Here is a 26,018-nt window from a genome sequence, read left to right as displayed (position 1 = left end):
GTGGGCGTATGGCGCGCATCGAACGACTGGTGACCTCGGGGACGTTCTCGCTGGACGGCGAGACGTTCGACGTCGACAACAACGTCTGGATCGTCGGCGACGACACCGAGGCCGTCGTCATCGACGCCGCCCACGACGCCGCCGCGATCCTGCACGCCCTCGGCTCCCGGCACCTGCTCGCGATCGTCTGCACCCACGGCCACGACGACCACATCGACGCCGCCCCGGAGGTGGCGCTGCGCACCGGCGCGCCGATCCTGCTGCACCCGGAGGATCTGCCGCTGTGGCACATGCGCCACCCCGACCTCGAGCCGTCGGCGAGCCTCGTCGACGGTCAGGTCATCACCGTGGCCGGCACCGACCTGACCGTCCTGCACACCCCCGGCCACAGCCCGGGCGCCGTCTGCCTGTCCGCCCCGTCCCTCGGTGTCGTCTTCACCGGCGACACCCTCTTCCAGGGCGGCCCCGGCGCCACCGGCCGGTCGTTCTCGGACAAGCCGACGATCCTCGAGTCGATCCGCACCCGCCTGCTGACCCTCCCCCGCGACACCGTCGTGCACACCGGCCACGGCACCGACACCACCATCGCCGCCGAGTCCTCCATCTAGGCCACCCGGGGCGTCACGCGGCGTCGAGCTGCTCGCGGGTCAGCAGCGCGTGCAGGGTGATGCCTTCGGCGGCGAGGGCCGCCGAGCCGCCCTCCTGCCGGTCGATGACGCACACCGCGTGCTCGACGAGCGCACCCGCCGACCGCAGCTCGCCGGCGGAGATCGCGATCTGGCCGCCGGAGGTGACGACGTCCTCGACCAGCAGGACGCGGCGGCCGGTGAGGTCGGCGCCTTCGGCGAGGCGGCGGGTGCCGTACGGCTTCGCGGCCTTCCGGACGAACGCGCACGGCAGGCCCGTGTGCCGGGCGAGCGCGACGACGACGGCGATGCCGCCCATCTCGAGGCCGGCGAGGACCTCGGTGCCGGGCGGGACGAGCGGGGCGAGGCCGGCGCCGACCGCGTCGAGCAGGACGGGGTCGGCCTCGAACTGATACTTGTCGAAGTACTCGGTCGCGGTGCGGCCGGAACGCAGGACGAACGTGCCGCTCAGGCGGCAGCGGGCAGCGACGGACGCGGCAAGGCTCACGGGATCCACGGACGAGGATCGTCCCATCGACGGGGACAGACAACGGCGGCGGGGGCTGCCAGAATACCGGCGTGATTCGCCTCTATGGACTGCTCTTCCTCGTCGACCTGGTGATGCTGGTCGTCGCGCTGATCGACTGCCTGTCCTCCGACGAGGACCGGGTGCGCAACCTGCCGAAGGTTGCCTGGGTGTTCATCATCCTGCTGTTCTCCCCGATCGGGTGGATCGCCTGGTACGTCGCCGGGCGCCCGCAGGCGGTGCCGGCGGGCGGGACGTGGCGGCCCGGCAGCGGCTTCCCGGAGCGGGAGCGGCCGCGCGCCGCGGCACCGGACGACGACCCCGCGTTCCTGCGCGAGATCGCCCGGACCCGGCGCGACGACGAGGAGATGTTCAGCAAGTGGGAGGCCGACCTGCGCCGCCGCGAAGAGGAGCTGCGGCGCCGCGACGAGGACCGCCCGCAGTAGCTACGCCAGGCCGGCGTCCAGGCGGGTGCGCAGCCACGGCAGCATCACGTCGGCCTGGTCCTGCTGGAAGCGGCGCAGCGTCGGCAGGCCCGGCGGGTCGGGCTCGCGGGCCCGGTCGGTGAAGAACGCCGCCAGCCCGGCGACCACTGCCGTCACGTCCGCGGGGTCCGGCTCGAACACGTCGAGGGCCGCGTCGGCGATCTCACCGCCGTACAGCCGGATGTTGAGCAGCAACGAGAGCGTGTCGAACCACGGTGCGCCGACGGCCGCGCTCGGCCAGTCGACGACCATGACCGAACCGTCCGGGCGGATCAGCAGGTTGTCGGCGCGGACGTCGACGTGGACGAGGCGATCCCCCGTGAGGGCCTCCGTGCCGCGGTCGGCGAGCTCGACGAGCAGGTCCAGGTTGGACGCCGCCCACGGGTCGAGGGACACCGGCGGGTCCGCCGCCAGCCGCCGCCACCCGGCGAAGTTGTCGGCCAGCAACGACGGCAGCGTCGGCAGCCCGGACACGGGGACCGCGAGGCGTTGCAGCGCGTCGAGGACGGCCGCCACCTCGTCGTCGTGCCACGGTACATGCGGCTGCCGGCCCTCCACGTCGGCGAAGACCAGTGCCACCCAGGTGCCGTCGTCGTGGAACCCGAGCAGCCGCGGCGCGGGCACGTCCGCCGGCAGCGCCGCGGTGATTCGGGCCTCGGTGCGGTGCAGCTCCACGCTCTGCTCGTTCTGCGCGGCGCTGACCGCCTTCACGAACGCCCGCGAGCCGTCGGCCAGCCGGACCCTGTCCGCGGTGCCGGGTGAGAACCCGCCGACCTGCGACACCGCCTCCACCACCGGCCCGCCGAGGATGGCGGCGACCGCCGCGTGAACCGTCTGCGGCAGGTCGTCCCAGCCGATGCGTACCCCGGAAGCCTGCACCATCGCACGATCCTCGCACTGTCCGCCGTGCCTGCGCGAGAACACGATCGTGAGCTGCTAGCATTCCGGGCGTCGTACAGGTGATCGGGGAAAGCGGGCGGACGGTGGACCGCGACGAAGGCACGCAGCGTCAGGGCCTCGGCCCGGTGCTCACCGTGCCGAACCTGATCAGTTTCACCCGCCTGCTGGGCGTGCCGCTCTTCCTGTACCTCTTCCTCGCCACCGACGCCACCGGCTGGGCGGTCGTCGTGCTCGTCGTCGGCGGGCTCAGCGACTGGGTCGACGGCTTCGCGGCCCGCCGCCTCAAGCAGGTCAGCCGCCTCGGCGAGCTCCTCGACCCCCTGGCCGACCGGCTGTACATCCTGGCGACTCTGTTCGCGCTGACGTTCAAGGACGTCGTGCCGTGGTGGTTCACCATCGCGCTGCTGGCCCGCGAAGCGGTCATGGTCCTGTGCCTGGTCGTCCTGCGGATCCTCGGCCACGGCCCGCCGCCGGTGCACTACGTCGGCAAGACCGCCACCGCGGTGCTGCTCATGGGCTTCCCGATGATGCTCCTCGCGAAGGTCAGCGACGCCGCCCGCTCGTGGGCGCTGCCGAGCGGATGGGCCCTGCTGTGGTGGGGCATCGTCCTGTACTGGGTCGCCGCGGTCTTCTACTTCATCCAGGCCGCGATCCACGTACGGGCCGGCCGGCTGCAAGCCTCCGACGCCTCGTGACGTTCGCTCGCCGCGACGACCTGCTCGGCGACCTGTTCCGCACGCCGCTCGACCCCGGCTACGCGCAGGCCGCCGCCCGCCGCGCTGCCAGCGGTGCGCCTGCGCCGCGGTGGGGGCGGCCCGCCCGCGCGGTGACGCTCGCCGCCGTCGGCTTCCTCCTGGCCGTGGCGTACCACCAGGCGGTGGCCGAGGCGCCTTCGGCGAGCCGGGCCCGCGACGACCTGGTGGCGGACGTCCGGTCCCGCCAGCGCACCGCCGAGGACCTGCAACGCCAGGTCGACGTGCTGCGGGCCCAGGTGGACCAGGCCCGCGACAACGCCCTCGCCGACGCGTCCGGCGCCGCGATGCTGCGCGGGCTGGCCGCCGGCACCGGCACCGGCAAGGTCACCGGCGACGGCGTCGTGGTCCGCGTCGTCGACGCCCCGCCGCAGGTCGACCCGGTCACGGGCAAGACCGAGGAGGAGAACCTCGGCATCGTGCTGGACCGCGACCTGCAGGACGTCGCCAACGGCCTGTGGCAGCAAGGCGCCGAGGCCATCGCGGTCAACGGCCAGCGCCTCACCGCCACCAGCACGATCCGCGCCGCCGGCGGGGTGATCCTCGTCGACTTCAAGCCCGTGACCAGCCCCTACGAGGTGGCCGCCATCGGGCCGCCCGGCCTCGCCGACAGCTTCTCCTCCTCCGCCACCGCGAAGCGTTTCCGCCGGTACGTGGAGAACTACCGCATGCAGTTCGGCGTGAAGGCGCGCAAGGCCCTGGTCCTGGCCGCCGCCCCCGAACCGCCACTGCGCTACGCCCACCCGCCGGCGCCGTCACCCTCGGTCCCGGCGTCACCATCACCCTCTGGAGGTCGCCGATGATCGCGGTGATCGCGCTCGCCATCGGGATCGCGGCGGGGATCTTCCTCGAGCCGACCGTGCCGCTGGGCCTGCAGCCGTACCTGCCGATCGCCGTCGTCGCCGCCCTGGACGCCGTGTTCGGCGGGGTCCGGGCCAAGCTCGACGGCATCTTCGACGACAAGCAGTTCGTCATCTCGTTCGTGTCGAACGTGCTGGTCGCCGCGCTCATCGTGTACCTGGGCGACCAGCTCGGCGTCGGCGGCCAGCTCTCCACGGGCGTCGTGGTCGTCCTGGGCGTGCGCATCTTCGGCAACGCCGCCGCCATCCGCCGGCACCTCTTCCGAGCATGACCGCCACCCCTCCCCCGGACGACCCCACCGCCCCGAACGGCGCGGACGTCTCGGGTGCGGACGGCGCGGGCGCGGACGTCTCGGACGCGGGCGCGGACGTCTCGGACGCGGGCGCGGACGTCTCGGACGCGGGCGCGGACGTCTCGGACGCGGGCGCGGACGTCTCGGGCGCGGATCTCTCGGGCGCGGACGGCGCGGACGCGGACGCGGACGGCCCGGATGTCTCGGACGTCGGCACTTCCGCGAACGTCGTCGCGACGGACAGCGCTGCCACCCACGTCGGCGAGCGCCGCTCCTCCGAGGCGACGTCTCCCCGTCGGCGCCCTCCCTCCCCGCGCCCCCTCCCTCGTTCGGGCGACATTTCCGAAATGTCGGGAATGACGAAAGGAGTGAAAGAGGCGGCGGAGCGAGGCCGGACCGAGGCAGGCCGGACCGAGGATGCCGAGGCAGGCCGGACCGAAGGGCGCGCCGAGCCGACCTCCCCCGAGCTGACCTCCCCCGAGCCGGCGGGCCGCGACACGGCGGACGACGCGGCGGACGACTCGGGCGGGGACGCGGGCGCCGGCGACGCGGCTCCCCCTGCACGCGGCGGGAAGCAGCGGGGTGGGACGGGGCTGGTCATCGCGCTGCTCGTGGCGTTGCTCGGGTTTGCGATCTCGGTGCAGTTCAAGGCGAGCAACTCCGACGCCGAGCTGGCCGCCGCGCGGCCGGAGGACCTGGTGCGCATCCTGTCGGATCTCGACGCGCAGCAGGATCGGCTGCGGCGGGAGATCAGCGACCTGGAGGACACCCGCCGGCAGCTCGACTCCGGGGCGCAGGGGCGCGACGCCGCGCTCGCCGAGGCCCGCAAGAGGGCCGATGAGCTGGGCATTCTGGCCGGTACGCTGCCGGCGGAGGGGCCGGGGCTGTCCATCGAGATCACGCCGGGCACGGAGAAGGTGAAGGCGGAGGTGATCCTCGACGCGGTCGAGGAACTGCGGGGCGCCGGGGCCGAGGCGATGCAGATCAACGGGCACGACGGCGGCACGGTACGCGTCGTCGCGGCCACGTATTTCGTCGATGGCGACAACGACCGGTTGGTGGTCGCGGGACTCAGTCTCGCCGCGCCGTATACGATCATGGTCATCGGCGGACCCGACACCATGCGCACCGCGCTGAACATCCCTGGAGGGGTGGTGGACAGCGTGCGGCAGCACGGCGGTACGGTCTTGGTGCGCGAAGCGGATCCCGTGCGCGTGACCGCGTTGCACACTGCCGGTGAGTTGAAGTACGCCAAGCCCGCTTAGACCGTCCGCCTGACTACTAAGGACCGACGTGATTCCCGAGGATCTGCGCTACACGGCGGAGCACGAGTGGCTCGCACCGGCGGACGCCGGCGCCTTCAAGGTCGGCATCACTGACTTTGCCCAGGAGGCACTGGGCGACATCGTGTTCGTGCAGCTGCCCGAGGTCGGCGCGACCGTGCAGGCGGGCGACTCGTTCGGTGAGGTCGAGTCCACCAAGAGCGTGTCGGAGATCTACGCGCCGGTGTCGGGTGAGGTCGTCGCGGTCAACTCGGCGCTCGACGCGACGCCCGAGGTGCTCAACTCCGACCCGTATGGCGCGGGCTGGCTCGTCGAGCTCAAGGCCGACGACCCGGCGGCGGTCGAGGCGCTGCTCGACGCCGACGCCTACCGGGAGCTGACCGAAAACAGCTGACCGACAACAGCTGATTGCGAAACAGCTGACCGCGAAACAGCTGACTGAGCACGGCACGCGGCAACGCGACGAGCACCAGAAGACAGAGTCCGACGACCCTCGACAGGAATTCCGGCGGTAGGCTGCCGCGCGTCTGGTTGACCCATGATTTCGGGCGTGACTAGGCTCGCTCAGTCAACCGTATGCATCGGCCTGTCGCATCGGAGGACACCGCAGAAGTCGACCGTGAGGTGGTTCCATGACGCGCCCAGACGACGAGTTCCCCCCGCTCGACGTCACGTCCACGCTCAACCTTGGCGCCATTGAGGATGCCATCGCCGGGCCGGACGACGACGTGGTTCCCACCCGCGTGTCGGGATCACTCCCGCCCGGCACGGCACTGCTGGCGGTGCGCCGCGGTCCCAACGCCGGCGCGCGCTTCCTGCTCGACCACGACGTGACGACCAGTGGCCGGCACCCCGACAGCGATATTTTCCTGGATGACGTCACCGTGTCCCGCCGCCACGCCGAGTTCCATCGCGAGGGTGGGACGTTCACGGTCCGCGACGTCGGCAGCCTCAACGGCACGTATGTCAACCGCGAGCGGGTCGAGGCCGCGACCCTCAGCAATGGCGACGAGGTCCAGATCGGCAAGTTCCGCCTCGTGTTCGTGGCAGGACCGCGCCCCGACGAGAGCTGAGGCGATGACGGGGGCGTCGGCAGCCGCCTGGGACACACCGCAGGACCGCGACGGCACGGACCGTGGCGGTCCTCAAAGCGCTGCCCGTGGCGGGCCGCAGAACGCCGCTCGGGGCGGCGCTCAGGGTGCCGCGCGGGGCGAGCGGCTGATGAGCATCGGCGAGGTGCTCGCGCAGCTGCGCGCCGACTTCCCCGACGTGACCATCTCGAAGCTGCGGTTCCTGGAGACCGAGGGGCTCGTGGAGCCGAAGCGGACGCCGGCCGGGTATCGCAAGTACACCTGGACCGACATCTCCCGGCTGCGCTACGTGCTGACCGCCCAGCGCGACCAGTATCTGCCGCTGCGGGTGATCCGCGAGCATCTCGCCACGATGGGCGATCCGCTGACCGACGTGTCGCAGTCCTCGGTGCCCGTGGAGGCGGCGGCCGAGGTGCGGCTCAACCGCGACGAGCTGCTGGACAAGGCCGGCCTGAAAGACGCCACGCTGCGCGCGCTGGAGGAGCACGGGCTGCTGCGCCCCCGTCCGGGCGGGGGCTACGACGCCGACGCCCTGGAGGTCGCCACGGCGGCCGCGCGGCTGGCCGAGTTCGGCGTCGAGCCGCGCCACCTGCGGGCCTACCGGGCCGCCGCGGACCGCGAGATCGGCCTGTTCAGCCAGCTGGTGACGCCGATGACCCGGCAGAGCGGCCCGGCGTCGCGGGCCCGGGCCGCCGACACGGTCCAGGAGCTGGCCGCGCTGACCCAGCGGGTGCACGCGGCACTGGTACGCGCGGGGTTGCGCGAGATACTAGGGAAATGAGCACAGAACCCTCCCTGACACCCTCGACCGGAGCGATCTTCGCCACTGAGCGCATTTGAGCGGTGGCGCGAGTGGCACGACCGCCCCTTCGTCCGTGTACCGTGCAGGGAGTGGCAAGTCGACACGGAGGCGGGCAGTGCGAGAGCTGAATGTGGTCGGTGTTCGCGTGGAGCTGCCTACCAATCAGCCCATCGTGTTGCTGAAGGAGGTCGACGGCGACCGCTACCTGCCGATCTGGATCGGTGCGGTGGAGGCGACCGCGATCGCCTATGAGCAGCAGGGGGTCAAGCCGGCCCGCCCGCTCACCCATGACCTGATGCGCGACATGCTGGCGGCGCTCAAGGCCCCGCTGAAGGCGGTCGAGATCGTCGAGATGCGGGACAACATCTTCTACGCCGAGCTCGTCATCGGCGACAACGTGCGGGTCTCCGCCCGTCCGAGTGACTCGATCGCCCTGGCGTTGCGCGTCGGCGCGCCGATCCGCTGCGCGGACAAGGTGCTCACCGAGGCCGCCATCGTCATCCCGGACGAGCAGGAGGACGAAGTGGAGAAGTTCCGCGAGTTCCTCGAGCAGGTCCGCCCGGAGGATTTCGCCGGGTAGGTCGGCGCCGTGACCACACCCCATATCGGGACAAACGGTCACAGTGGCGACGCGCGGAAAATTCGGCGCACCGACACGCGGCGTGTCGCGGCGTTACCTCCCCGCTGACCCTCAAGGTGCGCTATAGGGTTTCGGGTGTTGACGCTGGAGGTGGGTGCAATGCAACAGCCGCCCGATCCCGGGATACCCGGTCATGCTGCTGACACCGTTTCGGTGAGTGCTTTCGTCAATTCCGACGATGTGGGTTACCGCGGTCCGACCGCCTGCCACGCCGCCGGGATCAGCTACCGGCAGCTCGACTACTGGGCCCGCACCGCCCTGGTCGTGCCGAGCGTGCGCGACGCGGCGGGCTCCGGTAGCCAGCGGCTCTACTCGTTCCGCGACATCGTCGTGCTCAAGGTGGTCAAGCGCCTCCTGGACGCCGGGGTCTCCCTGCAGAACATCCGCAAGGCGATCGAGACCCTGCGCTCCCGCGGCGTCGCGGACCTGGCCGGCATCACCCTGATCTCCGACGGCACCACCGTCTACGAGTGCCGCTCCCCCGAAGAGGTCGTCGACCTGCTCCAGGGCGGCCAGGGCGTGTTCGGCATCGCGATCTCCGGGGCGTTCAAGGAGATCGAGGGCACGCTGTCGCACCTGCCCGCGGAGGCGGCCACCCCGGCCGAGGAGGTCCCGGCGTCCGCCGACGACTTCGCCGCGGCCGGCGGCGACGAGCTCGCCATGCGCAGGGCCCGCCGCCGCGCCGGCTGACCCCGCCACCACCCCAGCGCACCACAAACACCACAGCGCACCACAAACCGCACGCCGGTCGACCACCCCCGGTCGACCGGCGTTTCCGTGCCCGGCCCCAGACCCGTGCCCCGGCCCCATGGCAGGAAAGGTGGGATCCGCGTCGTTGCGGACACCGGCGGGCCGCGGCAAGGATCGGACGCATGGCAGCGCAGCGGGTCCTGGTCGTCCTCTTCGACGGGGTGCAGAGCCTCGACGTCACAGGACCCGTCGAGGTGCTCGCCGGGGGTGAACTGGCCAGGCCCGGGTCGTACACCATCCACACCGGCAGCATCGGTGGCGTCCCGGTCCGCACGTCCAGCGGGCTGCGCCTGCTCCCCGACGTCGACCTGACCGGTGCGGGCCCGTCCGACCTGCTGATCGTCCCGGGCGGCACCGGCACCCGCACCAGCGACCCGCGCCTCGTCGGCTGGCTGCGCGACGCCGCGCCGGCCGCCCGCCGCGTCGCGTCGGTGTGCACCGGCGCGTTCCTGCTCGCCGAGGCCGGTCTCCTCGACGGGCGGCGCGCCACCACCCACTGGCGGCACGCGCACACCCTCGCCCGCCGCTTCCCGCGGGTCACCGTCGACACCGAGCCGATCTTCGTCCGGGACGGCACAGCCGCGTCAACGGTGTGGACGTCCGCGGGCGTCACCGCCGGCATCGACCTCGCGCTCGCCGTCGTCGAGGAGGACCACGGCCGCGACGTCGCCCTCGAGATCGCCCGGCACCTCGTCATGTTCGTCCGCCGGCCGGGCGGGCAGCGGCAGTTCAGCGCGCAGCTGGCGGCGCAGGTCGCGAGCCGGGACCCGCTGCGGGAGGTGCAGCGCCACATCGCCGAGCATCCGTCCGGCGACCTCACCGTCGACGCCCTCGCCAGGCTTGCCAACCTGTCACCGCGGCAGTTCAGCCGGGCCTTCGCCGCCGAGGTCGGCACCCCGCCCGGCCGTTACGTCGACCGGGTCCGCCTGGAGACCGCCCGGCGGCACCTCGAGGAGGGCGCGTTCGTCGAGGAGGCGGCCCGCGCCTGCGGCTACGGCACCAGCGAGGCCATGCGCCGCGCGTTCGTCCGCACCCTCGGTGTCACACCGACCGACTACAAGGAGCGCTTCTCATGCAGATGATCTTCGTGGTGTACGAGGGGATGACCGCGCTCGACGCGATCGGGCCCTACGAGATCCTGTCCCGCCTCCCCGGCGCCCAGGTCACGTTCGCCGGCGTGACGGCGGGCCCGGTCCGCGCCGACACCGGCGCGCTGACGCTCGTCGCCGACCGGGCGCTGGCCGACTGCGGCAGCCCGGACCTGGTCCTCGTCCCCGGCGGCCCCGACGTCCGCGCCCAGACCACCGACACCGCCCTGCACGACTGGCTGCGCGCCGTCGACCCCGGCACCACCTGGATGACATCGGTGTGCACCGGGTCGCTCATCCTCGCCGCCGCCGGCCTGCTGCGGGGGCGGACCGCCACGTCACACTGGCTCGCCCTGGACCGGCTCCCCGCCTACGGCGTCACCCCGGTCGCCGAACGCGTCGTGCGCGACGGCAAGTACGTCACCGGCGCCGGCGTCTCCGCCGGCATCGACCTGGCACTCACTCTCGCCGGCACCGTCGCCGGCCCCGCGGTCGCGCAGAGCATCCAGCTCGCCACCGAGTACGACCCGCGGCCCCCGTTCACGGCCGGCTCCCCCGGTTCGGCGCCGCCGGCCCTGGTGTCGCACCTGCGCGCGAACGCTCACCTGGTCATGTCCACGTAGACTGCGGGCGTGGCGTTCCGTGGCTGGCCCGCCGAGGCCCTCGACTTCTACGACGGCCTCGAGGCGGACAACTCCAAGACGTACTGGACAGCGCACAAGGCCGTCTACGACGACAAGGTCCGCGCCCCGATGGCGGAGCTGCTCGCCGAGCTGGAACCCGAGTTCGGCCCGGCGAAGATCTTCCGCCCGTATCGCGACGTGCGGTTCAGCGCCGACAAGTCGCCGTACAAGACCTCGTGCGCGGCCTCCTTCGAGCGCGGCGGCTACCTCCAGCTGACCGCCGCGGGTCTGGCCGCGGGCGCCGGCGCGTACATGATGGACCCGCCGCGCCTGGCGAAGTTCCGGCAGGCGGTCGCGGACGACTCCAGCGGCGTGCCACTGGAGGCGATCGTCACCGACCTGCAGGCGCGCGGCACCTCGGTGACGTCACACGAGCAGCTGAAGTCCGTGCCGCGGGGGTTCCCTCGCGAGCATCCGCGGGCGGACCTGCTGCGGCACAAGGGTTTGATCGCCTGGCACCAGTTCGAGCTGCGGCCGTGGCTGGGCACCGCGAAGGCGAAGACGCACGTGGTGACGTTCCTGCGCTCGTGCGCGCCGCTGCAGGAGTGGCTGGCGATCCACACCTGAGCGGCGCTGGGGTCAGCGGCGTTCCACGGCGGCCATGACGACGTCGAACGGGGCGGCGGCGGCCCGGGCAGCCTCCGCGCGGTCGGCGGCCTCGCGCTCGGCGGCGTCCAGCCAGAGTGCGCCCTCGGTGCGGATCGCCTCGCGGGCCGCGGACGCGCCGGCCTGCCACGCGGCCTCTTCGGCGGCGGCGCGGACCAGCAGGGCCGGGCGTTCGCCGACGGGGACGGTGGGCGGGTCGGCGAGCAGGTTGCCGGGCGGGACGAAGACGACCGGCAGGCCGCTGCCGAGCAGCACCGCCTGGCGCCGGGCCTCGAACGCTGGCGCGGTGGCGACCGCGTCGGCGTAGACGGCGGCGGTGCGCTCCGCGGTGGCCTGCCACGAGTGGCGGTCGCGGACCATCTGCCGGGCCTTGGTCGCGAGGTTCTGCGCGAACATCGGGTCCTGCAGCAGCGCGTTGACGGCGTCGGCGAGGCCGTCGGGTTCGCCGACCGGGAAGCGAACGCCGGTGACGCCGTGCTCCACGATGGAGGCGAGCCCGCCGGTGGAAGCGACGACCAGGGCGGCGCCGGACGCGGCGGCCTCGAGGGCCACGGTGCCGGTCGCCTCATAGCGGCTGGGCATGACGAACGCGTCAGCGGCGGCGAGGACCGCGGCGAGGGTGCGCTGGTCGAGGTGGCCGGGGAAGCTCACGGCGCGGTGCAGCTTGCGCTTGCGGGCCTCCTCGATGAGGGCGGCCCGGTAGTCGCCGTCACCGGCGACGACGGCGCGGGTGCCGGGGTGCCGGTCGCGGATCGCGGGCAGGGCCTCGAGGAGGTCCTGGACGCCCTTCTCGGCGATGAGCCGGCCGGCGTAGACGAGCAGCGGGCCTTCGCCGGCGAAGCGGAGCCGGGCTGCGAGGACCTCGCGGGCCGTGGCCGTCCACATGTCGGGGTCGATGCCGTTGGGCACAACGTCGACGCGCTCGGCGGCGACGTCGAAGAGGTGCTGGACCTCCCAGCCCAGGTAGGCGGTCGGCACGATCACGCGGCAGGCCTCGGAGCCGAGCCACCACTCGACGGAGTGCACGGAGCGGCTGACCTCGCCGGAGAGGTAGCCCTGGTGCCGGCCCGCCTCGGTGGCCTGCATCGAGGCGACGAACGGCAGGCCGAGCGCCTCCTTGAGGGTGACCGCGGCGTGGGTGACGAGCCAGTCGTGGGCGTGGATGACGTCGTAGCCCTCGGCGGGCAGGGTGCGCTTCGCGGCCTCCGCCAGGAGGTGGTTGACGGCCATGGTCTGGCCGAGGGCGCCGCCGGCGACCGCACCGGTCAGCGCCGCGGCACGCACGACGCGGACGCCGTCGATCATCGCAACGGCAGGAGCGTCCGCGGCGTGGCGGGTCACCACGGTCACCGAGTGGCCCGCGGCGACCAGCGCGGCGGACAGTGCGGCGATGCGCCCGCGGGGCGCATCATCGGTCGACGGACGTTGGAATTCCCAGGCGATCATCAATACGCGCATAGCGGATACCTCTCGTCGCCGACTGTCACCGTAGCGCGTTCCGGCGCTTGCGCGGAGCAGCATCGCGGGTCAATTTCATCTTTCCGCTCTTCCCAGAAGATGCGGTTTGCAACTTGCGGTTCTCCCTGATCACGGCCCTCGCGTGCAACACCGCGGCGACCGAGCGGGCAGAGAACGGAGCGCCCGTGGGCCGGTGCGGAGCGTCACCCTCCGCGATCTCGCTGACCGAGCCGAGACCGCACTCCCCCAGGTGCGCCTCGACGGCGGTGAGCACGCCGTCGACCGGCAGGCCCGCGGCGAGGCGGGCCTCGACGTACGGGGCGAGCCACCACACCCACACGGTCCCCTGGTGGTACGCGGTGTCCCGGGGGATCACCCCGCCCCGGTGACCGCCGTGGTAGCCGTACTCGGTCGGGGCGAGGCTGCGCAGCCCCAGCGAGGTGACCAGGGTCGAGCCGACCGCCTGCAGCACCCGCGAGCCCAGGTGCGCCTCGTCGGCGCCGGGTGCGTACGGCAGGCTGAAGGCGAGGATCTGGTTGGGCCGCAGCACCGCGTCGTCGTGGATGCTGCCGCCGCCCTTCGGGTAGGCGGCGGGCCTGGCGTCCACCACGTCGAAGAGCCAGCCGTCGGGGGCCCGGAAGCGCTTGAGGACCTGCGCCTTCACCGCGTCGCGGCGGGCGTGCACGACGGAGGCGTCGCGGCCGCAGCGTTCCCGCAGCGCGCCGACGGCGCCGAGGGCGTTCGCCCACAGGGCGTTGAGCTCGACGGGCTTGCCGTCGCGGGGCGTCACGGGTCCGCGCGGCAGCCGGGCGTTCATCCAGGTCATGCCGGACTCGTCGGCGTCGATGAGGAGCAGGCCGTCGGCGGGGTCGACGCGCACTCCGTCGCTGGTGCCCTTGGTGTACGCGGTGATCACCCCCTCCAGCACCGGCAGCAGCTCGGCGGCGAGGGCGTCGTCGCCGGTGCGGGCGATGTGCCGCTCGGCCGCGTGCACGAACCACAACGGCCCGTCGGCGTCGCCCAGGGACCCGGCCCGCATCCGGTCGGGCAGGTCGCTGTGCGCCCGCAGCAGCCGCGCGCCCTCTTCGACCCGCCCGGTGGCCAGGAACAGCCCCTCGTACGCGGTCATGGTGTCGCGCAGGTAGCTGCCGAACCACGGGTAGCCGGCGACGACCGCCGGGGTCCCGTCCGGCGCGGTGATGATGAACGCGTCGGCGGCCAGGGCCAGGGCCTTGTCGACGGCGTCGCGGGCGCCGGCGGTGGCCGCGGTCCGCAGCAGCTTCCGGGCCCGGCGGCGGGCGTCGGCGACCACGGTCTGCGCCGCCGGCGGGGTTGGATCGGCGACGCCGGACCAGGCGGACACCGACAGGGTCTCGCCGGCGGTCAGGGTGGCCTGGAACGTCCCGGCGGCCCACAGGTCCTCGACCGGGTTGAGCCCCCGGGCGGCCTCCTCGCGGGCGTACGCGTCGAAATACCACTCCCCGACCGGCCGGAAGTCCGGCCCGGCGACCCGGTACGCGTCGTCGACGGTGAACCCGCCGTCGGCGAGCGAGACGACCGGCTCCGGGAACGTCCGGTCGCGTTCGGCGTCGGCGTGCCGCCACGTGCACAGCGCGGTCAGCGAGAGCTCGACCGACGCCCCGGCGGGCGCGGCGACGAGCCGGTGCACGACGGCGACGCTGTTGCGGCCGTGGGTCATCGCGATCTCACGCTCGAGGACGATCTCGCCGATCCGCCAGCGCCACCGGGGTACCCCGTCCGCCAGCTCGAAGTGCTCAAGATGGTGGTGGCCCGACGGGTCGATCGCACCGGACGCCCACTCGTGCACGGCGAGGCGCACGACGGCACCGCCGGGCAGGGTGAGGACGGGGTCGAGGGCGGCGAGCGCGAGGTGCCGCTGCGGCGTGACGAGCAGGCCGTGGTAGCGGCGCGTGCGCAGACCCGCGACCGTGCCGGTCGCGTATCCGCCGGTCCCGTCGGTGACAAGCCATTCGTGTTCGAACCCGGCTGCCGAGCCGCAGACATGGGGGCCGAAGGTCATGACCGATCCCGGGGGCATGTGCCCAACTATGATCCGAACCCCCTTGTTTGAAACGTGCGCCACGGCGAAAACACGGTGTGATTCATCCCGGACCGCTGTCGGAAAGCCGACCCGCCCACCGGCACGATTCATTATTGATGGCAGCGGGCATATGGCAGCCAGCTTCACGCGTACCCGCGCGTGAACTTTCGACGCACGTAACACTGTGGCAACGCGGTGCCGGTTGAACACCGGTGCCAGCCGATAGAGCAGGAGCTGAGATGCAGGTTTGGCCGGGCAACCGGTACCCGTTGGGTGCTACGTACGACGGGCAGGGCACGAACTTCGCGATCTTCTCCGAAGTGGCTTCCGGTGTCGACCTGTGCCTCTTCGACGACAACGACGTCGAGGAGCGCATCAAGCTCGTCGAGGTCGACGCGTTCGTGTGGCACGCCTACCTGCCGGGGGTCGACCCGGGGCAGCGGTACGGCTTCCGCGTGCACGGCCGCTACGAGCCGAAGGAAGGGCTGCGCTGCAACCCGCACAAGCTGCTGCTCGACCCGTACGCGAAGGCGATCGACGGTGACATCGCCTGGGACCCGGCCGTCTACGGGTACGACTTCAACGACCCCGAGAAGATGTCCACCGCCGACTCGGCGCCGTTCATGCCGAAGGCCGTGGTGGTGAACCCGTACTTCGACTGGGCCAACGACGCCGCGCCGCGGGTGCCCTACCACCACACCGTGGTCTACGAGGCGCATGTGAAGGGCCTGACGATGCGGCACCCGGAGGTGCCCGAGGAACTGCGCGGCACCTACGCCGGCATCGCCCACCCGGCGATCATCGAGCACCTGCGCCGGCTCGGCGTCACCGCCCTGGAGCTGCTGCCGGTGCACCACTTCGTGCACGACCAGCGCCTGGTGGAGCTCGGCCTGTCCAACTACTGGGGCTACAACACGATCGGGTTCTTCGCCCCGTACCACGGCTACGCCCGCCGGCACCGGGGCCAGCAGGTCCAGGAGTTCCGCGGCATGGTCAAGGCGCTGCACGCGGCCGGCATCGAGGTGATCCTCGACGTGGTCTACAACCACACCGCCGAGGGCAACCACCTGGGCCCCACGCTCGGGTTCAAGGGCCTGGACAACGGGCACTATTACAAGCTCGAGGACGACGACAACCGCTACTACACCGACTACACCGGCACCGGCAACAGCCTCAACGTGCGCAACCCGCACACCCTGCAGCTGATCATGGACTCGCTGCGGTACTGGGTGACGGAGATGCGCGTCGACGGGTTCCGCTTCGACCTCGCCTCGACCCTCGCCCGCGAGTTCTACGAGGTCGACCGCCTGTCGACGTTCTTCGAAGTCGTGCAGCAGGACCCGGTGGTCAACCAGGTGAAGCTGATCGCCGAGCCGTGGGACGTCGGCCCCGGCGGTTACCAGGTCGGCAACTTCCCGCCGCTGTGGACGGAGTGGAACGGCAAGTTCCGCGACACGGTCCGCGACTTCTGGCGCGGCGAGCCGGCCACGCTGAGCGAGTTCGCCAGCCGGATCTGCGGCTCGGCGGACCTGTACCAGGACGACGGGCGCCGCCCCTTCGCCAGCATCAACTTCGTCACCTGCCACGACGGGTTCACGCTGAACGACCTGGTGTCCTACAACGAGAAGCACAACGAGGACAACACCGAGGACAACCGCGACGGCGAGAGCCACAACCGGTCCTGGAACTGCGGCGTGGAGGGCCCGACCGACGACCCGGAGATCAACGCGTTGCGGGCCAAGCAGCGGCGCAACTTCCTCACCACGCTGATGCTGTCCCAAGGCGTGCCGATGCTGGGCGCCGGCGACGAGCTGGGCCGCACCCAGGGCGGCAACAACAACGCGTACTGCCAGGACAACGACATCAGCTGGATCGACTGGGACAGCGTCGACGAGCAGCTGCTCGCGTTCACCCGCGGGCTGGCCGCGTTCCGGGAGCGGCACCGGGTGTTCCGCCGGCGGCGGTTCTTCACCGGCCGGCCAGTCGCCCGGCAGGAGGGCACGCCGATCCCGGACGTGGCGTGGTTCGCCACCGACGGCCGGCAGATGACCGAGGAGGACTGGGACAACCACTTCGGCAAGGCCCTGATGCTGTTCGTCAACGGCGAGTCGATCACGGAGCGCGGCTCGCACGGCGAGCGGCACGTCGACGACTCGTTCCTGCTGTGCTTCAACGCGCACTACGAGCCGGTCGACTTCGTCATCCCGCAGCAGGACTACGGCAAGGAGTGGGAGCTGGTGATCGCGACCGCGCCGGGTTCGGCCCGCGGCGGCGTGTCCTACTCGGCCGACGGCACGCTCGTCGTGCCGGACCGGTCCCTCGTCGTGCTCGACCGGACGGTGTGACCGCCGTGGTCGCGAACTTCCCGACCGGCACCTACCGGGTGCAGGTCCGGCCCGGCTTCGACCTCGACGCGACGGCCGGGCTCGCCGGCTACCTGCACGACCTCGGGGTCAGCCACCTGTACTCGGCGCCGCTGCTCACCGCGACGCCCGGCTCCCCGCACGGCTACGACGTCGTCGACCCGACCAGGATCAACCCGCAGCTCGGCGGCGAGGAGGCCCTCAAGCGCCTGGTCGACGCGCTGCGGCTGCAGGGCCTCGGCCTGATCGTCGACATCGTGCCCAACCACATGGGGCTGTTCCAGCCGGCCGCGAACCCGGCCTGGTGGGACGTCCTCACCCACGGCCGCGGCTCCGCCTACGCGGACTGGTTCGACATCGACTGGGACGCCGGCCCGATCGTCGTGCCGGTGCTGGGCGCCGAGTCCGACCTCGCCGAGCTGTCGATCGACGGCGACGAGCTGCGGTACTACGAGCACCGCTTCCCCATTGCCCCGGGCACCGGGGAAGGCAGCCCGCAGGAGGTCCACGACCGGCAGCACTACCGGCTCGTGGACTGGCGGCGCGGCAACGAGCTGCTCAACTACCGCAGGTTCTTCGCGGTGACCGAGTTGGCAGGGGTACGGGTGGAGGACGCCGCCGTCTTCGACGCCACCCACGCCGAGATACTGCGGTGGGTCACGGCGGGCGACGTCGACGGCATCCGGGTCGACCACCCGGATGGCCTGCGCGACCCCGACGGCTACCTGACCACGCTGCGCGAACGCGCGCCCGAAGCGTGGCTGGTGGTGGAGAAGATCCTGGAGCGCGGCGAGCCGCTGCCGCCGCACTGGCCGGTCGACGGCACCACCGGCTACGACGCCCTCGGCGACGTCTGCGGCTTGTTCGTCGACCCCGCCGGCGCACCCGCGGTCGACGGCCCGGACTGGCAGGAGGAGGCGCACGAGCAGAAGCTGGATGTGACCCGGCGGCTGTTCCCGGCCGAGCTGCGCCGCCTCGACGCCCTCGCACCCGGCTCGAAGGAGGTCCTGGCCGAGCTCGCCGCGAACTTCCACGTGTACCGCACGTACCTGCCGTACGGCCGGGCCGACTTCGACGCGGCGGTGACGGAGACGAAACGCCGCCGCCCCGACCTCGCCGCCGCCCTCGACGGCCTGGTGCCCCGGCTGACCGACCCCGCCGACGACCTGTGCGCCCGGTTCCAGCAGCTCACCGGCGCCGTCATGGCCAAGGGCGTCGAGGACACCGCGATGTACCGCTGGAACCGGTTCATCGCCCTCAACGAGGTCGGCGGCGACCCGTCCCGCTTCGGGGTGGCACCGGAGGAGTTCCACGCCGCGGCGGCCCGCCGCCTCGAGGAGTGGCCGGCCGGGATGACGACCCTGTCGACCCACGACACGAAACGCGGCGAGGACGTCCGGGCCCGCCTCGCCGTGCTGTCGGAGGCGCCGGACCTGCTCACGCCGCTGCTCGGCCGGGCCGGCATCCCCGACCCGTCGTTCGAGACGCTGTTCTGGCAGACCGTGATCGGTGCCTGGCCGTTGAGCGCCGACCGGCTCCAGGCATACCTGACGAAGGCGGCCAGGGAGGCGAACCGCTCCACGTCCTGGGACGCGCCAGACGAGGCGTTCGAGGCGACCTTCGCCGCCGCCGTGCACCTGCTCGACGGCGACGCCCGGCTGCGCGCCGACGTCGAGGCGGTGGTGGCCCGCATCCGGCCGTACGGCTGGTCCAACGCCCTCGGCCAGAAACTGGTGCAGCTCACCATGCCCGGCGTCCCCGACGTCTACCAGGGCACCGAGCTGTGGGAGGACTCCCTCGTCGACCCCGACAACCGCCGCCCGGTCGACTTCGCCGAACGCCGCGACCTCCTGGCCGCCCTGGACTCCACGGCCCTCGCCGGGCAGCCCGCCCCGCCGGTCGACGACTCCGGGGTCGCGAAGCTGCTCGTGGTGAGCCGGGCGCTGCGGCTGCGGCGGGACCGCCCGGAGCTGTTCCAGCGGTACCATCCGGTGCCCGTCACCGGTGACGCCGCCGGGCACGCGGTCGCCTTCGACCGGGGCGGCGCCCTGACCGTCGCCACCCGGCTGCCGCTGCGGCTGGCCGCCGCCGGCGGCTGGGACGCCGAGGACCTCAAGCTCCCCGGCGGCGCCTGGACAGACGTCCTGACCGGCCGCGCCGTCGACTCGACCCGGGTCGGCGACGTCCTCTCGTCCTATCCCGTCGCGCTCTTGGTGAGGGAGTAGCCCGTGCACGAGTTCCGCGTCTGGGCCCCGGCGGCCCGCAGCGTGGCACTGTCGACCGGCGGCACGGCACTGCCGATGGCGCCCGACGGCGGCGGCTGGTGGACGCTGACGCTGCCGGACGCCGGCCACGGCACCGACTACGGGTTCGTGCTCGACGACGGGCAGGTGCTGCCCGACCCGCGCTCGCGCCGGCAGCCCACCGGCGTGCACGGCCTCAGCCAGGTGTACGAGCACGACACGTACACCTGGAACGACGGCAACTGGACCGGCCGGCAGCTGCCCGGCAGCGTGATCTACGAGCTGCACGTCGGCACGTTCACCCCCGAGGGCACCTTCGACGCCGCCATCGGGAAGCTGCCCTACCTGCGCGACCTCGGCGTCGACCTGGTCGAGCTGCTGCCCGTCAACACGTTCAACGGCGAGTGGAACTGGGGCTACGACGGCGTCGGCTGGCACGCCGTGCAGGAGAGCTACGGCGGCCCCGACGGCCTCAAACGGTTCGTCGACGCCGCGCACCAGGCCGGGCTCGGGGTCGTCATCGACGCCGTTTACAACCACTTCGGCCCGTCCGGCGCGTACACCCCGATGTTCGGCCCCTACCTGTCGGCCGGCGCGAACACATGGGGCCGGTCGCTGAACCTCGACGAGGCCGACTCCGGCGAGGTCCGCGCGTTCATCATCGACAGCGCCCTGCAATGGCTGCGCGACTACCACGCCGACGGCCTGCGCCTGGACGCCGTGCACGCCCTCGTCGACCGCGGCGCCACGCACCTGCTCGAGGAGCTCGCCGTCGCGGTGGACGCGCTCTCCACGGCCGTCGGGCGGCCCCTGTCGCTGATCGCCGAGTCCGACCTCAACGACGCGAAGCTCGTCACCGCCCGCGAGGCCGGCGGCTACGGCCTGCACGCCCAGTGGGACGACGACGTCCACCACGCGCTGCACGCCATGCTCACCGGCGAACGGCAGGGGTACTACGGCGACTTCGGCTCCCCCGCCTGCTTCGCCACCGTGTGGACGGAGGCGTTCTTCCACGCCGGCACCTGGTCGTCGTTCCGCAGGCGGGTGCACGGCCGGCCGGTCGACACCCACCGCATCCCCGGCCACCGGTTCGTGGTCTGCCTGCAGAACCACGACCAGATCGGCAACCGCGCCACCGGCGACCGCCTGACCGCGGTGCTGTCACCCGGCCTGCTCAAGGTCGGCGCGACGCTGCTGCTCACGTCGCCGTTCACGCCGATGCTCTTCATGGGCGAGGAGTTCGGCGCCCGCACCCCGTGGCAGTTCTTCACCAGCCACCCCGAGCCCGAACTGGCGTCGGCGGTGCGGGAGGGGCGGCGGGCCGAGTTCGCCGAGCACGGCTGGCCGCCCGGCGACGTCCCCGACCCCCAGGACCCGGCGACGTTCCAGCGCTCACACCTGGACTGGTCCGCCCAGGACCCGGCGACGGCGGCGGTGTACCGGTCGCTGCTCGCCCTGCGCAAGCGTCACCCGGCCCTGTCCGACCCGCGGCTGGACCTGGTCGAGGTCACCCACGACGACGGTGTCCTGCTGATCCGCCGCGGCCCGCACGTGGTCGTGGCGAACCTGACCGCCGACCCGCGCACCGTCCCGCTGTCCGCGGACTGCCTGCTCTTCACCACCGACGACACGGCCGTCCTGCAGGCCGACACCTTGACCCTGCCCCCGGAGTCCGCTGCGGTCCTCTGATGGCTAGCGCCGGTGCATTGCGGCCGTGCGCCAGCCCGGGGTGTTTGCCGACCAGCGGCGGGCCCGGGCCCGGACGCGGTCCGAGCGCCAGCTCTGGTGCGGGCGGACGTCGACGCGGGGGGCGGACCAGCCGGCGGTTGCCGTGTAGGACTGCCGCCGGGGCGGGTTGGGGCAGGCCGCCGAGCGGCGGGGGCGGGTGCGGGGCCGGGGGGCGGTCGGGCCCCGGTCCCAGGCGGCCAGGGCGGTGTGCAGCTCGGCGAAGCGGTCGGGGGTGAACGCGGCGTCGAACTCGCCCGCGTACGCCCGGTGCGACGTCAGCCCCTCGTAACCGAACAGGTGTCGATGCGACATGCCTCGGACGGTAGATCAGCCGGGCCGCCTGCGGCGACTGGTTATCCAGGCCGCGGCGAGCAGGGCGAAGCAGCCGAGCTCCAGAAGCCGGACGATGAGCGCCTGGGGTTCGGTGAACCAGGTGAGAAACGGCTGCACGGCGGCACCCGGCACGCAGACGACCGCGACGACGGTCCAGAACCGGCGCGGGTCCGCCGGGCCGGGGACGGCCGGGCCGTCGGTGAGCAGCCAGCCGGTGCGGTGGATGTGCCGGGCGGCGGCGAGGACGAGCAGCGCGCCGAGCACGGTCGAGCCGTAGTGCAGCACCCGCCACCAGGGCTGGCCGGCGAACGCCTCGGCGTTGAGGAACGACCAGTCCTGGGTGCCGCGGGCCGGGACGCCCTTGTGGGTGACGAGGTCCCACATCCGGTGCGACCAGGCGCCGATCCAGGCGGACAGGCACGTCACGTACAGCGGGAAGCGGTGCTGCCGCAGCGCGGCGTAGTCCCTCGTCCAGCGCGGCAGGTGCGCGACGACGGCCGGTGCGGCGCGGCGGGTCAGCCAGGTCAGCAGCACCGTCACCGGCACACAGAACACCAGCAGACCCAGCCACGTGTGCGCGTTGTACTACACGTACGGCGCCACCGAATACGGGAAGTCCGGCGCGGCGGAGCCGATGACCAGTGCCACCCCGTCGAACCAGCGCCGCCTTGTGAACTTGAACGGCAGCACGGCCGCGGCGTGGGACGGGAACGTCATCGGCACCCGGCGAGCCTAGATCAGCACGCCCAGCCCGTCCTGCACCACCGACTGCTCCCAGCGCCTCGCGCATTACTTCCCGCCGCGCCCCGGTCGCGTCCGCGCCTCGCGCCCTCGCCCCGGCCTTCTCGCCTCGCCCCCGCGCCTCCTGCCCCGCGCCCTGCCCCCTCCGCCTCGCGCCCCCGCGGCCTGCGGTGGGGGCCGGCCTTTGTCGCCTCGCCCCGCCTTCCCGCCTCGCCCCCCGCGCCTTGCCCTCTCCACCTCGCGCCCCCGCGGCCTGCGATGGGGGCCGGCCTTCGTCGCCTCGCCCCCGCCTTCCCGCCTCGCCCCGCGCCTCCTGCCCCGCACCTTGCCCCCTCCGCCTCGCGCCCCCGCGGCCTGCGGTGGGGCCGGCCTTTGTCGCCTCGCCCTCCGCCTTCTCGCCTTGCCCTCGCGCCTCGCGCCTTGCCCCGCGTCTCCCACCCTGCGCCTTGCCCCCCGCCCCTACACCCCTCCACCCCTCGCTCCCGGCCTCCTCGCCTCGCGGCCCGCGCGGTCCGGCGTGTCGCGAGGCGGCGGGCGGGCAGGCAGGCAGCGGGCGGGCCAGCGGGTGGTCAGGTGCCTTCGGGGCGGTGGGCGCCGGCGGGGATCTCCTGCAGGAGCCAGGTGTTGCCGTCGGGGTCGGCGAAGGCGACGAACAGGATACCGCCCATGTCGTCGACGCCGCCGACCTCGACGCCGCGGGCGAGCAGGATCTCGCGGGACTTGTGGATGTCGGCGACGACCAGGTGCAGGCCGCGCAGCGTGCCGTTGGGCAGGTCGAGGCCCGGCAGGTCCTTGTACAGCACGATCGAGCACGCCGAGCCGGGCGGGGTGAGCTGGGTGACGCGGGCGCCGTTTCCGGGCTGGACGTCGTGGTCGAGGTGGAAGCCGAGCAGGTCGACGTAGAACGCGAGGGCGCGGTCGACGTCGGCGACGGGGACCGGCACGAGCTCGAGGCGCATGTCGGGCACCGGCGGCAGGTCGATGCCGGCGACGTAGGACTCCAGGCTGGCGAAGCCGGCCTCCATGCCTTCCTTCATCCCGGACTGCAGGGCGGCGTCGCGCGCCTCCTGGGAGGGGTAGCGGACCAGGGTGGTGATCGTGGTGTGGCTGCCGAACGCGGTGAAGGTCAGCGTGTTGAGGGTCTCGGGCCACTCGGGGCCCCACGTCTCGGTGCTGACGACCCGCAGCGGGCGCTCGACCTCCTGGAACGTGCCGCTGAGGGTCAGCTGGGCGTCGCCCTCGCCGCGCAGCACGTAGCGGAACGCGCCGCCGGGGCGCAGGTCGATCTCGCAGACCTGCATGCTCCACCCGGGCGGGCCGGCCATCCAGTTGGGCAGGTGCTCGGGCTTGGTGTAGCAGTCGAAGACGAGGGCGCGCGGCGCGGCGACGGTGCGCCGGATCTGGATGTCGGTGTCGCTGGGCAGCTCGAACGTGGTGACGCCGGGCTCATTCGTCGTGATCATGGGTGCCGTCCTTCTGTTGCAGGGTCTTGAGATAGCTGTCGAGTCGTGCGTAGTTCTCGTCCCAGAACCGCCGGTATTCCTCGGCGAACTCCGTCACCTCGCGCATCGGTGCGGCCTCCAGCCGGCAGGGGCGCCACTGCGCCTCGCGGCCGCGGCTGATCAGGCCGGCGTGCTCCAGGACCCGCAGGTGCTTGGAGATCGCCGGGCCGCTCATGGCGAAGGGGGCGGACAGCTCCTTGACGGTGGCCTCGCCGCGCGTCAGCCGGGCGAGGATCGCCCGCCGCGTCGGGTCGGCGAGTGCCGCGAAGGTGGCGCTGAGCTGATCCGTGACCATCGGTTACCTCACCATTTGGTTATCTAACCTCTCGGTTATTTAAGACCGCCGGGGTACGCCACGTCAAGCGGAACATTTTCCAACAGGATCTTTCAGAAGCCGCCGCAGGTGCGCATAATCGTGCATCGACACACCGCCATGTGTCGCGTCAGGAGAGTTGCCATGAAACGTGCCCTCGCCCTGCTGGTGGCCGTTGCCGCGGTGCTGATGACGGCCGCCGCGCCCGCCCACGCCGCCACGTCAGGGAATCCGATCCTGCCCGGGGACCACCCGGACCCGACGATCGAACTGTTCAACGACGCTTACTACGTGTACACCACCGCCAGCGGCGGCACGACCGACGCGCCGGGCCGGTACTTCCACGCGTGGCGCTCCACCGACCTGACCAACTGGGTCGACGCCGGCGTCGTGCTGGACCGCGCCACGGTCGGCTGGGCGTCCACCGACAACCGCACGTGGGCGCCGGACATGGTGTACCGCAACGGGAAGTACTACTTCTACACGGCGATCGCCACGTCGGTCGCGGTCGCCGTGTGCGACTCGCCCGTCGGCCCGTGCCGCGACAAGGGCTCCCCGCTCGTGCAGGGCCAGCTGTTCAACGGCATCGAGGCGATCGACCCGATGGTCTTCGTCGACGACGACGGCCAGGCGTACCTGTACTTCGGCGGCTCCGCCGGCGGCGGCAACCTGGGCATCTTCCGGCTCGGCGCCGACATGGTCTCCGTCAGCGGCGCGGTGACCGTCCAGCGGCCGCAGAACTTCACCGAGGCGCCGTTCGTGTTCAAACGGGCCGGCCGCTACTACCTGCAGTACTCCAACGGCGCGTACAACAACAACAGCTACAACGTGCAGTACTCGACCGGACCGGGTCCGCTCGGCCCGTGGACCTACGGCGGGCAGATCCTGTCCGCGACCGGCGCGTACAACGGCCCGGGCCACAACGGCATGCTGCAGTACCCGGGCACCGACGACTGGTACATGGTCTACCACCGGTATCAGAACGCCGACTACAGCAAGCGGTACGCGGCACTGGACCGCATGTACTTCAACGGGGACGGCTCGATCCAGCGCGTCACGATGACCGCGACCGGCGTCGAGGCCCGGCCCGCCCCGGCCGCCGGCGGTCTCCTCACCGGGCCCGGCGGCAAGTGCGTCGACGTGTCCGGCGACGACTCCGGCGGCAACGGCGCCGCGATCCAGCTGTGGGACTGCCTCGCCTCGGCCGCCGACCAGCACTGGACCGCGTCGGGTGGGACCCTGCGCACCCTGGGCCGGTGCCTGGACGTCACCGGCGGGTCCACCGCCAACGGCGCGCCCGTCCAGCTCTGGGACTGCAACGGCGGCGGCGCGCAACAGTGGGTACCACAGGCAAACGGAACCCTGCGCAACCCGGCGTCCGGCCGCTGCCTCGACTCCCCCAACGGCGCGACCGCCAACGGGACCCGGCTGCGCATCTGGGACTGCAACGCCTCCGCCGCACAGGTGTTCCGGCTGTCGACCGGCACGATCACCGGCCCCGGCGGCAAGTGCGTCGACGTGTCCGGCGACGACATCGGCGTCAACGGCGCCCGCGTCCAGCTGTGGGACTGCCTCGCCGCCGCCGCCGACCAGCACTGGACCCCGTCGGCCGGGACCCTGCGCACCCTGGGCCGGTGCCTGGACGTCACCGGCGGGTCCACCGCCAACGGCGCGCCCGTCCAGCTCTGGGACTGCAACGGCGGCGGCGCGCAACAGTGGGTACCACAGGCGAACGGAACCCTGCGCAACCCGGCGTCCGGCCGCTGCCTGGACTCCCCGAACGGCGCGACCGCCAACGGCACCGCGCTGCGCATCTGGGACTGCAACACCTCCGCCGCCCAGGTGTTCCGCCTGACGTGACGGGTGCGGGGGTCTCCGGGCCGGAGACCC

General features: G+C 72.5%; 25 protein-coding genes and 2 pseudogenes. 18 read left to right on the top strand and 9 right to left on the bottom strand.

All coding sequences use genetic code 11. The features are described 5' to 3' along the window. Positions 1 to 8 precede the first annotated feature (8 nt). Positions 9 to 608 carry an MBL fold metallo-hydrolase gene (locus AB0K00_RS05330; protein WP_363515661.1) on the top strand — a complete coding sequence of 200 codons (600 nt, stop codon included), beginning with the start codon at positions 9 to 11 and terminating at the stop codon, positions 606 to 608. Between the two features lie 13 nt (positions 609 to 621). On the opposite strand, the gene AB0K00_RS05325 is transcribed toward AB0K00_RS05330, so the two are convergent. After that, positions 622 to 1,143: a phosphoribosyltransferase family protein gene (locus tag AB0K00_RS05325; protein ID WP_363515658.1), complete on the bottom strand. Its 522-nt coding sequence runs from the start codon at positions 1,141 to 1,143 to the stop codon at positions 622 to 624. Positions 1,144 to 1,205: 62 nt separating this feature from the next. On the opposite strand from AB0K00_RS05325, the gene AB0K00_RS05320 reads away from it, so the two are divergent. Continuing rightward, positions 1,206 to 1,598 carry a PLD nuclease N-terminal domain-containing protein gene (locus tag AB0K00_RS05320; RefSeq protein ID WP_363515655.1) on the top strand — a complete coding sequence of 131 codons (393 nt, stop codon included), beginning with the start codon at positions 1,206 to 1,208 and terminating at the stop codon, positions 1,596 to 1,598. On the opposite strand, the gene AB0K00_RS05315 is transcribed toward AB0K00_RS05320, so the two are convergent. Next, on the bottom strand, positions 1,599 to 2,519 hold the full coding sequence (locus tag AB0K00_RS05315; RefSeq protein WP_363515652.1) for an aminoglycoside phosphotransferase family protein: 921 nt from the start codon (positions 2,517 to 2,519) through the stop codon (positions 1,599 to 1,601). 101 nt (positions 2,520 to 2,620) lie between these two features. Between AB0K00_RS05315 and AB0K00_RS05310 the strand changes: the two genes are divergently transcribed. From AB0K00_RS05310 to AB0K00_RS05255, 12 genes are all read left to right on the top strand, one after another. Then, positions 2,621 to 3,232 carry a CDP-alcohol phosphatidyltransferase family protein gene (locus AB0K00_RS05310; RefSeq protein WP_363515649.1) on the top strand — a complete coding sequence of 204 codons (612 nt, stop codon included), beginning with the start codon at positions 2,621 to 2,623 and terminating at the stop codon, positions 3,230 to 3,232. Beyond that, entirely contained in the window at positions 3,229 to 4,092 is an 864-nt protein-coding gene (locus AB0K00_RS05305; protein ID WP_363515647.1) for a DUF881 domain-containing protein, read from the top strand. The genes AB0K00_RS05310 and AB0K00_RS05305 overlap by 4 nt, the downstream gene beginning before the upstream one ends. Then, the gene (locus tag AB0K00_RS05300; RefSeq protein ID WP_363515644.1) at positions 4,089 to 4,421 is read left to right on the top strand and encodes a small basic family protein; all 333 of its coding nucleotides are present in this window, start codon (positions 4,089 to 4,091) and stop codon (positions 4,419 to 4,421) included. Before AB0K00_RS05305 ends, AB0K00_RS05300 begins: the two co-directional genes overlap by 4 nt. Next, on the top strand, positions 4,418 to 5,707 hold the full coding sequence (locus AB0K00_RS05295; protein ID WP_363515641.1) for a DUF881 domain-containing protein: 1,290 nt from the start codon (positions 4,418 to 4,420) through the stop codon (positions 5,705 to 5,707). The genes AB0K00_RS05300 and AB0K00_RS05295 overlap by 4 nt, the downstream gene beginning before the upstream one ends. A gap of 28 nt (positions 5,708 to 5,735) precedes the next feature. Continuing rightward, the gene (gcvH, locus tag AB0K00_RS05290) at positions 5,736 to 6,119 is read left to right on the top strand and encodes a glycine cleavage system protein GcvH (protein WP_363515638.1); all 384 of its coding nucleotides are present in this window, start codon (positions 5,736 to 5,738) and stop codon (positions 6,117 to 6,119) included. Positions 6,120 to 6,357: 238 nt separating this feature from the next. Beyond that, complete coding sequence (locus AB0K00_RS05285; protein ID WP_033358822.1) at positions 6,358 to 6,798, top strand: FHA domain-containing protein; 441 nt, start codon at positions 6,358 to 6,360, stop codon at positions 6,796 to 6,798. Between the two features lie 148 nt (positions 6,799 to 6,946). After that, on the top strand, positions 6,947 to 7,597 hold the full coding sequence (locus tag AB0K00_RS05280; RefSeq protein ID WP_363515635.1) for a MerR family transcriptional regulator: 651 nt from the start codon (positions 6,947 to 6,949) through the stop codon (positions 7,595 to 7,597). Positions 7,598 to 7,733: 136 nt separating this feature from the next. After that, a complete protein-coding gene (locus AB0K00_RS05275; RefSeq protein WP_363515632.1) occupies positions 7,734 to 8,198 on the top strand; it encodes a bifunctional nuclease family protein in 465 nt (154 codons plus the stop codon). A 159-nt stretch (positions 8,199 to 8,357) separates the two neighbouring features. Further along, complete coding sequence (locus tag AB0K00_RS05270; protein ID WP_363515629.1) at positions 8,358 to 8,948, top strand: MerR family transcriptional regulator; 591 nt, start codon at positions 8,358 to 8,360, stop codon at positions 8,946 to 8,948. A 182-nt stretch (positions 8,949 to 9,130) separates the two neighbouring features. Next, positions 9,131 to 10,090 carry a GlxA family transcriptional regulator gene (locus tag AB0K00_RS05265; RefSeq protein ID WP_363515626.1) on the top strand — a complete coding sequence of 320 codons (960 nt, stop codon included), beginning with the start codon at positions 9,131 to 9,133 and terminating at the stop codon, positions 10,088 to 10,090. Then, positions 10,081 to 10,719, top strand: coding sequence for a DJ-1/PfpI family protein (locus AB0K00_RS05260; protein ID WP_363515623.1), 639 nt, complete (start codon positions 10,081 to 10,083; stop codon positions 10,717 to 10,719). Before AB0K00_RS05265 ends, AB0K00_RS05260 begins: the two co-directional genes overlap by 10 nt. A 9-nt stretch (positions 10,720 to 10,728) precedes the next feature. Beyond that, positions 10,729 to 11,346 carry a DUF2461 domain-containing protein gene (locus tag AB0K00_RS05255; RefSeq protein WP_363515620.1) on the top strand — a complete coding sequence of 206 codons (618 nt, stop codon included), beginning with the start codon at positions 10,729 to 10,731 and terminating at the stop codon, positions 11,344 to 11,346. A gap of 12 nt (positions 11,347 to 11,358) precedes the next feature. On the opposite strand, the gene AB0K00_RS05250 is transcribed toward AB0K00_RS05255, so the two are convergent. Both AB0K00_RS05250 and AB0K00_RS05245 read right to left on the bottom strand, forming a co-directional pair. Next, positions 11,359 to 12,831: a glycosyltransferase family 4 protein gene (locus AB0K00_RS05250; protein ID WP_363515617.1), complete on the bottom strand. Its 1,473-nt coding sequence runs from the start codon at positions 12,829 to 12,831 to the stop codon at positions 11,359 to 11,361. 37 nt (positions 12,832 to 12,868) lie between these two features. After that, entirely contained in the window at positions 12,869 to 14,884 is a 2,016-nt protein-coding gene (locus tag AB0K00_RS05245) for an amylo-alpha-1,6-glucosidase (protein ID WP_363515614.1), read from the bottom strand. A 260-nt stretch (positions 14,885 to 15,144) separates the two neighbouring features. Between AB0K00_RS05245 and glgX the strand changes: the two genes are divergently transcribed. The 3 genes from glgX to treZ are packed head-to-tail and all read left to right on the top strand — an operon-like array spanning position 15,145 to position 21,200. Further along, complete coding sequence (gene glgX, locus AB0K00_RS05240; protein WP_363515612.1) at positions 15,145 to 17,250, top strand: glycogen debranching protein GlgX; 2,106 nt, start codon at positions 15,145 to 15,147, stop codon at positions 17,248 to 17,250. Positions 17,251 to 17,255: 5 nt separating this feature from the next. Continuing rightward, positions 17,256 to 19,493, top strand: a complete 2,238-nt coding sequence (treY, locus tag AB0K00_RS05235; RefSeq protein ID WP_363515611.1) for a malto-oligosyltrehalose synthase — start codon at positions 17,256 to 17,258, stop codon at positions 19,491 to 19,493. A gap of 3 nt (positions 19,494 to 19,496) precedes the next feature. Further along, positions 19,497 to 21,200 (top strand): malto-oligosyltrehalose trehalohydrolase, encoded by a 1,704-nt coding sequence (gene treZ, locus AB0K00_RS05230; RefSeq protein WP_363515608.1) that lies wholly within the window; start codon positions 19,497 to 19,499, stop codon positions 21,198 to 21,200. Positions 21,201 to 21,203: 3 nt separating this feature from the next. Here the strand turns inward: treZ and AB0K00_RS05225 are convergent, their stop codons facing one another. The 5 genes and pseudogenes from AB0K00_RS05225 to AB0K00_RS05205 form a co-directional block, all read right to left on the bottom strand. Continuing rightward, entirely contained in the window at positions 21,204 to 21,551 is a 348-nt protein-coding gene (locus AB0K00_RS05225) for a hypothetical protein (RefSeq protein ID WP_363515605.1), read from the bottom strand. Between the two features lie 15 nt (positions 21,552 to 21,566). Then, positions 21,567 to 22,289: pseudogene (locus AB0K00_RS05220) on the bottom strand (DUF4184 family protein). A 593-nt stretch (positions 22,290 to 22,882) separates the two neighbouring features. Then, positions 22,883 to 23,272 (bottom strand): VOC family protein, encoded by a 390-nt coding sequence (locus AB0K00_RS05215; protein ID WP_363516434.1) that lies wholly within the window; start codon positions 23,270 to 23,272, stop codon positions 22,883 to 22,885. A 42-nt stretch (positions 23,273 to 23,314) separates the two neighbouring features. Beyond that, positions 23,315 to 23,776, bottom strand: a pseudogene (locus AB0K00_RS05210) (SRPBCC domain-containing protein); the annotation flags it as partial. Continuing rightward, the gene (locus AB0K00_RS05205; protein ID WP_363515602.1) at positions 23,760 to 24,110 is read right to left on the bottom strand and encodes a metalloregulator ArsR/SmtB family transcription factor; all 351 of its coding nucleotides are present in this window, start codon (positions 24,108 to 24,110) and stop codon (positions 23,760 to 23,762) included. The gene AB0K00_RS05205 and the pseudogene AB0K00_RS05210, both read right to left, overlap by 17 nt. Before the next feature lie 162 nt (positions 24,111 to 24,272). Between AB0K00_RS05205 and AB0K00_RS05200 the strand changes: the two genes are divergently transcribed. Continuing rightward, positions 24,273 to 25,988, top strand: coding sequence for a family 43 glycosylhydrolase (locus AB0K00_RS05200; RefSeq protein ID WP_363515599.1), 1,716 nt, complete (start codon positions 24,273 to 24,275; stop codon positions 25,986 to 25,988). Positions 25,989 to 26,018: the final 30 nt, after the last annotated feature.

This window comes from Dactylosporangium sp. NPDC049525 (assembly GCF_040676755.1).
Taxonomy (GTDB): Bacteria; Actinomycetota; Actinomycetes; order Mycobacteriales; family Micromonosporaceae; genus Dactylosporangium.
This window is presented reverse-complemented; position numbering and strand designations above follow the sequence as displayed.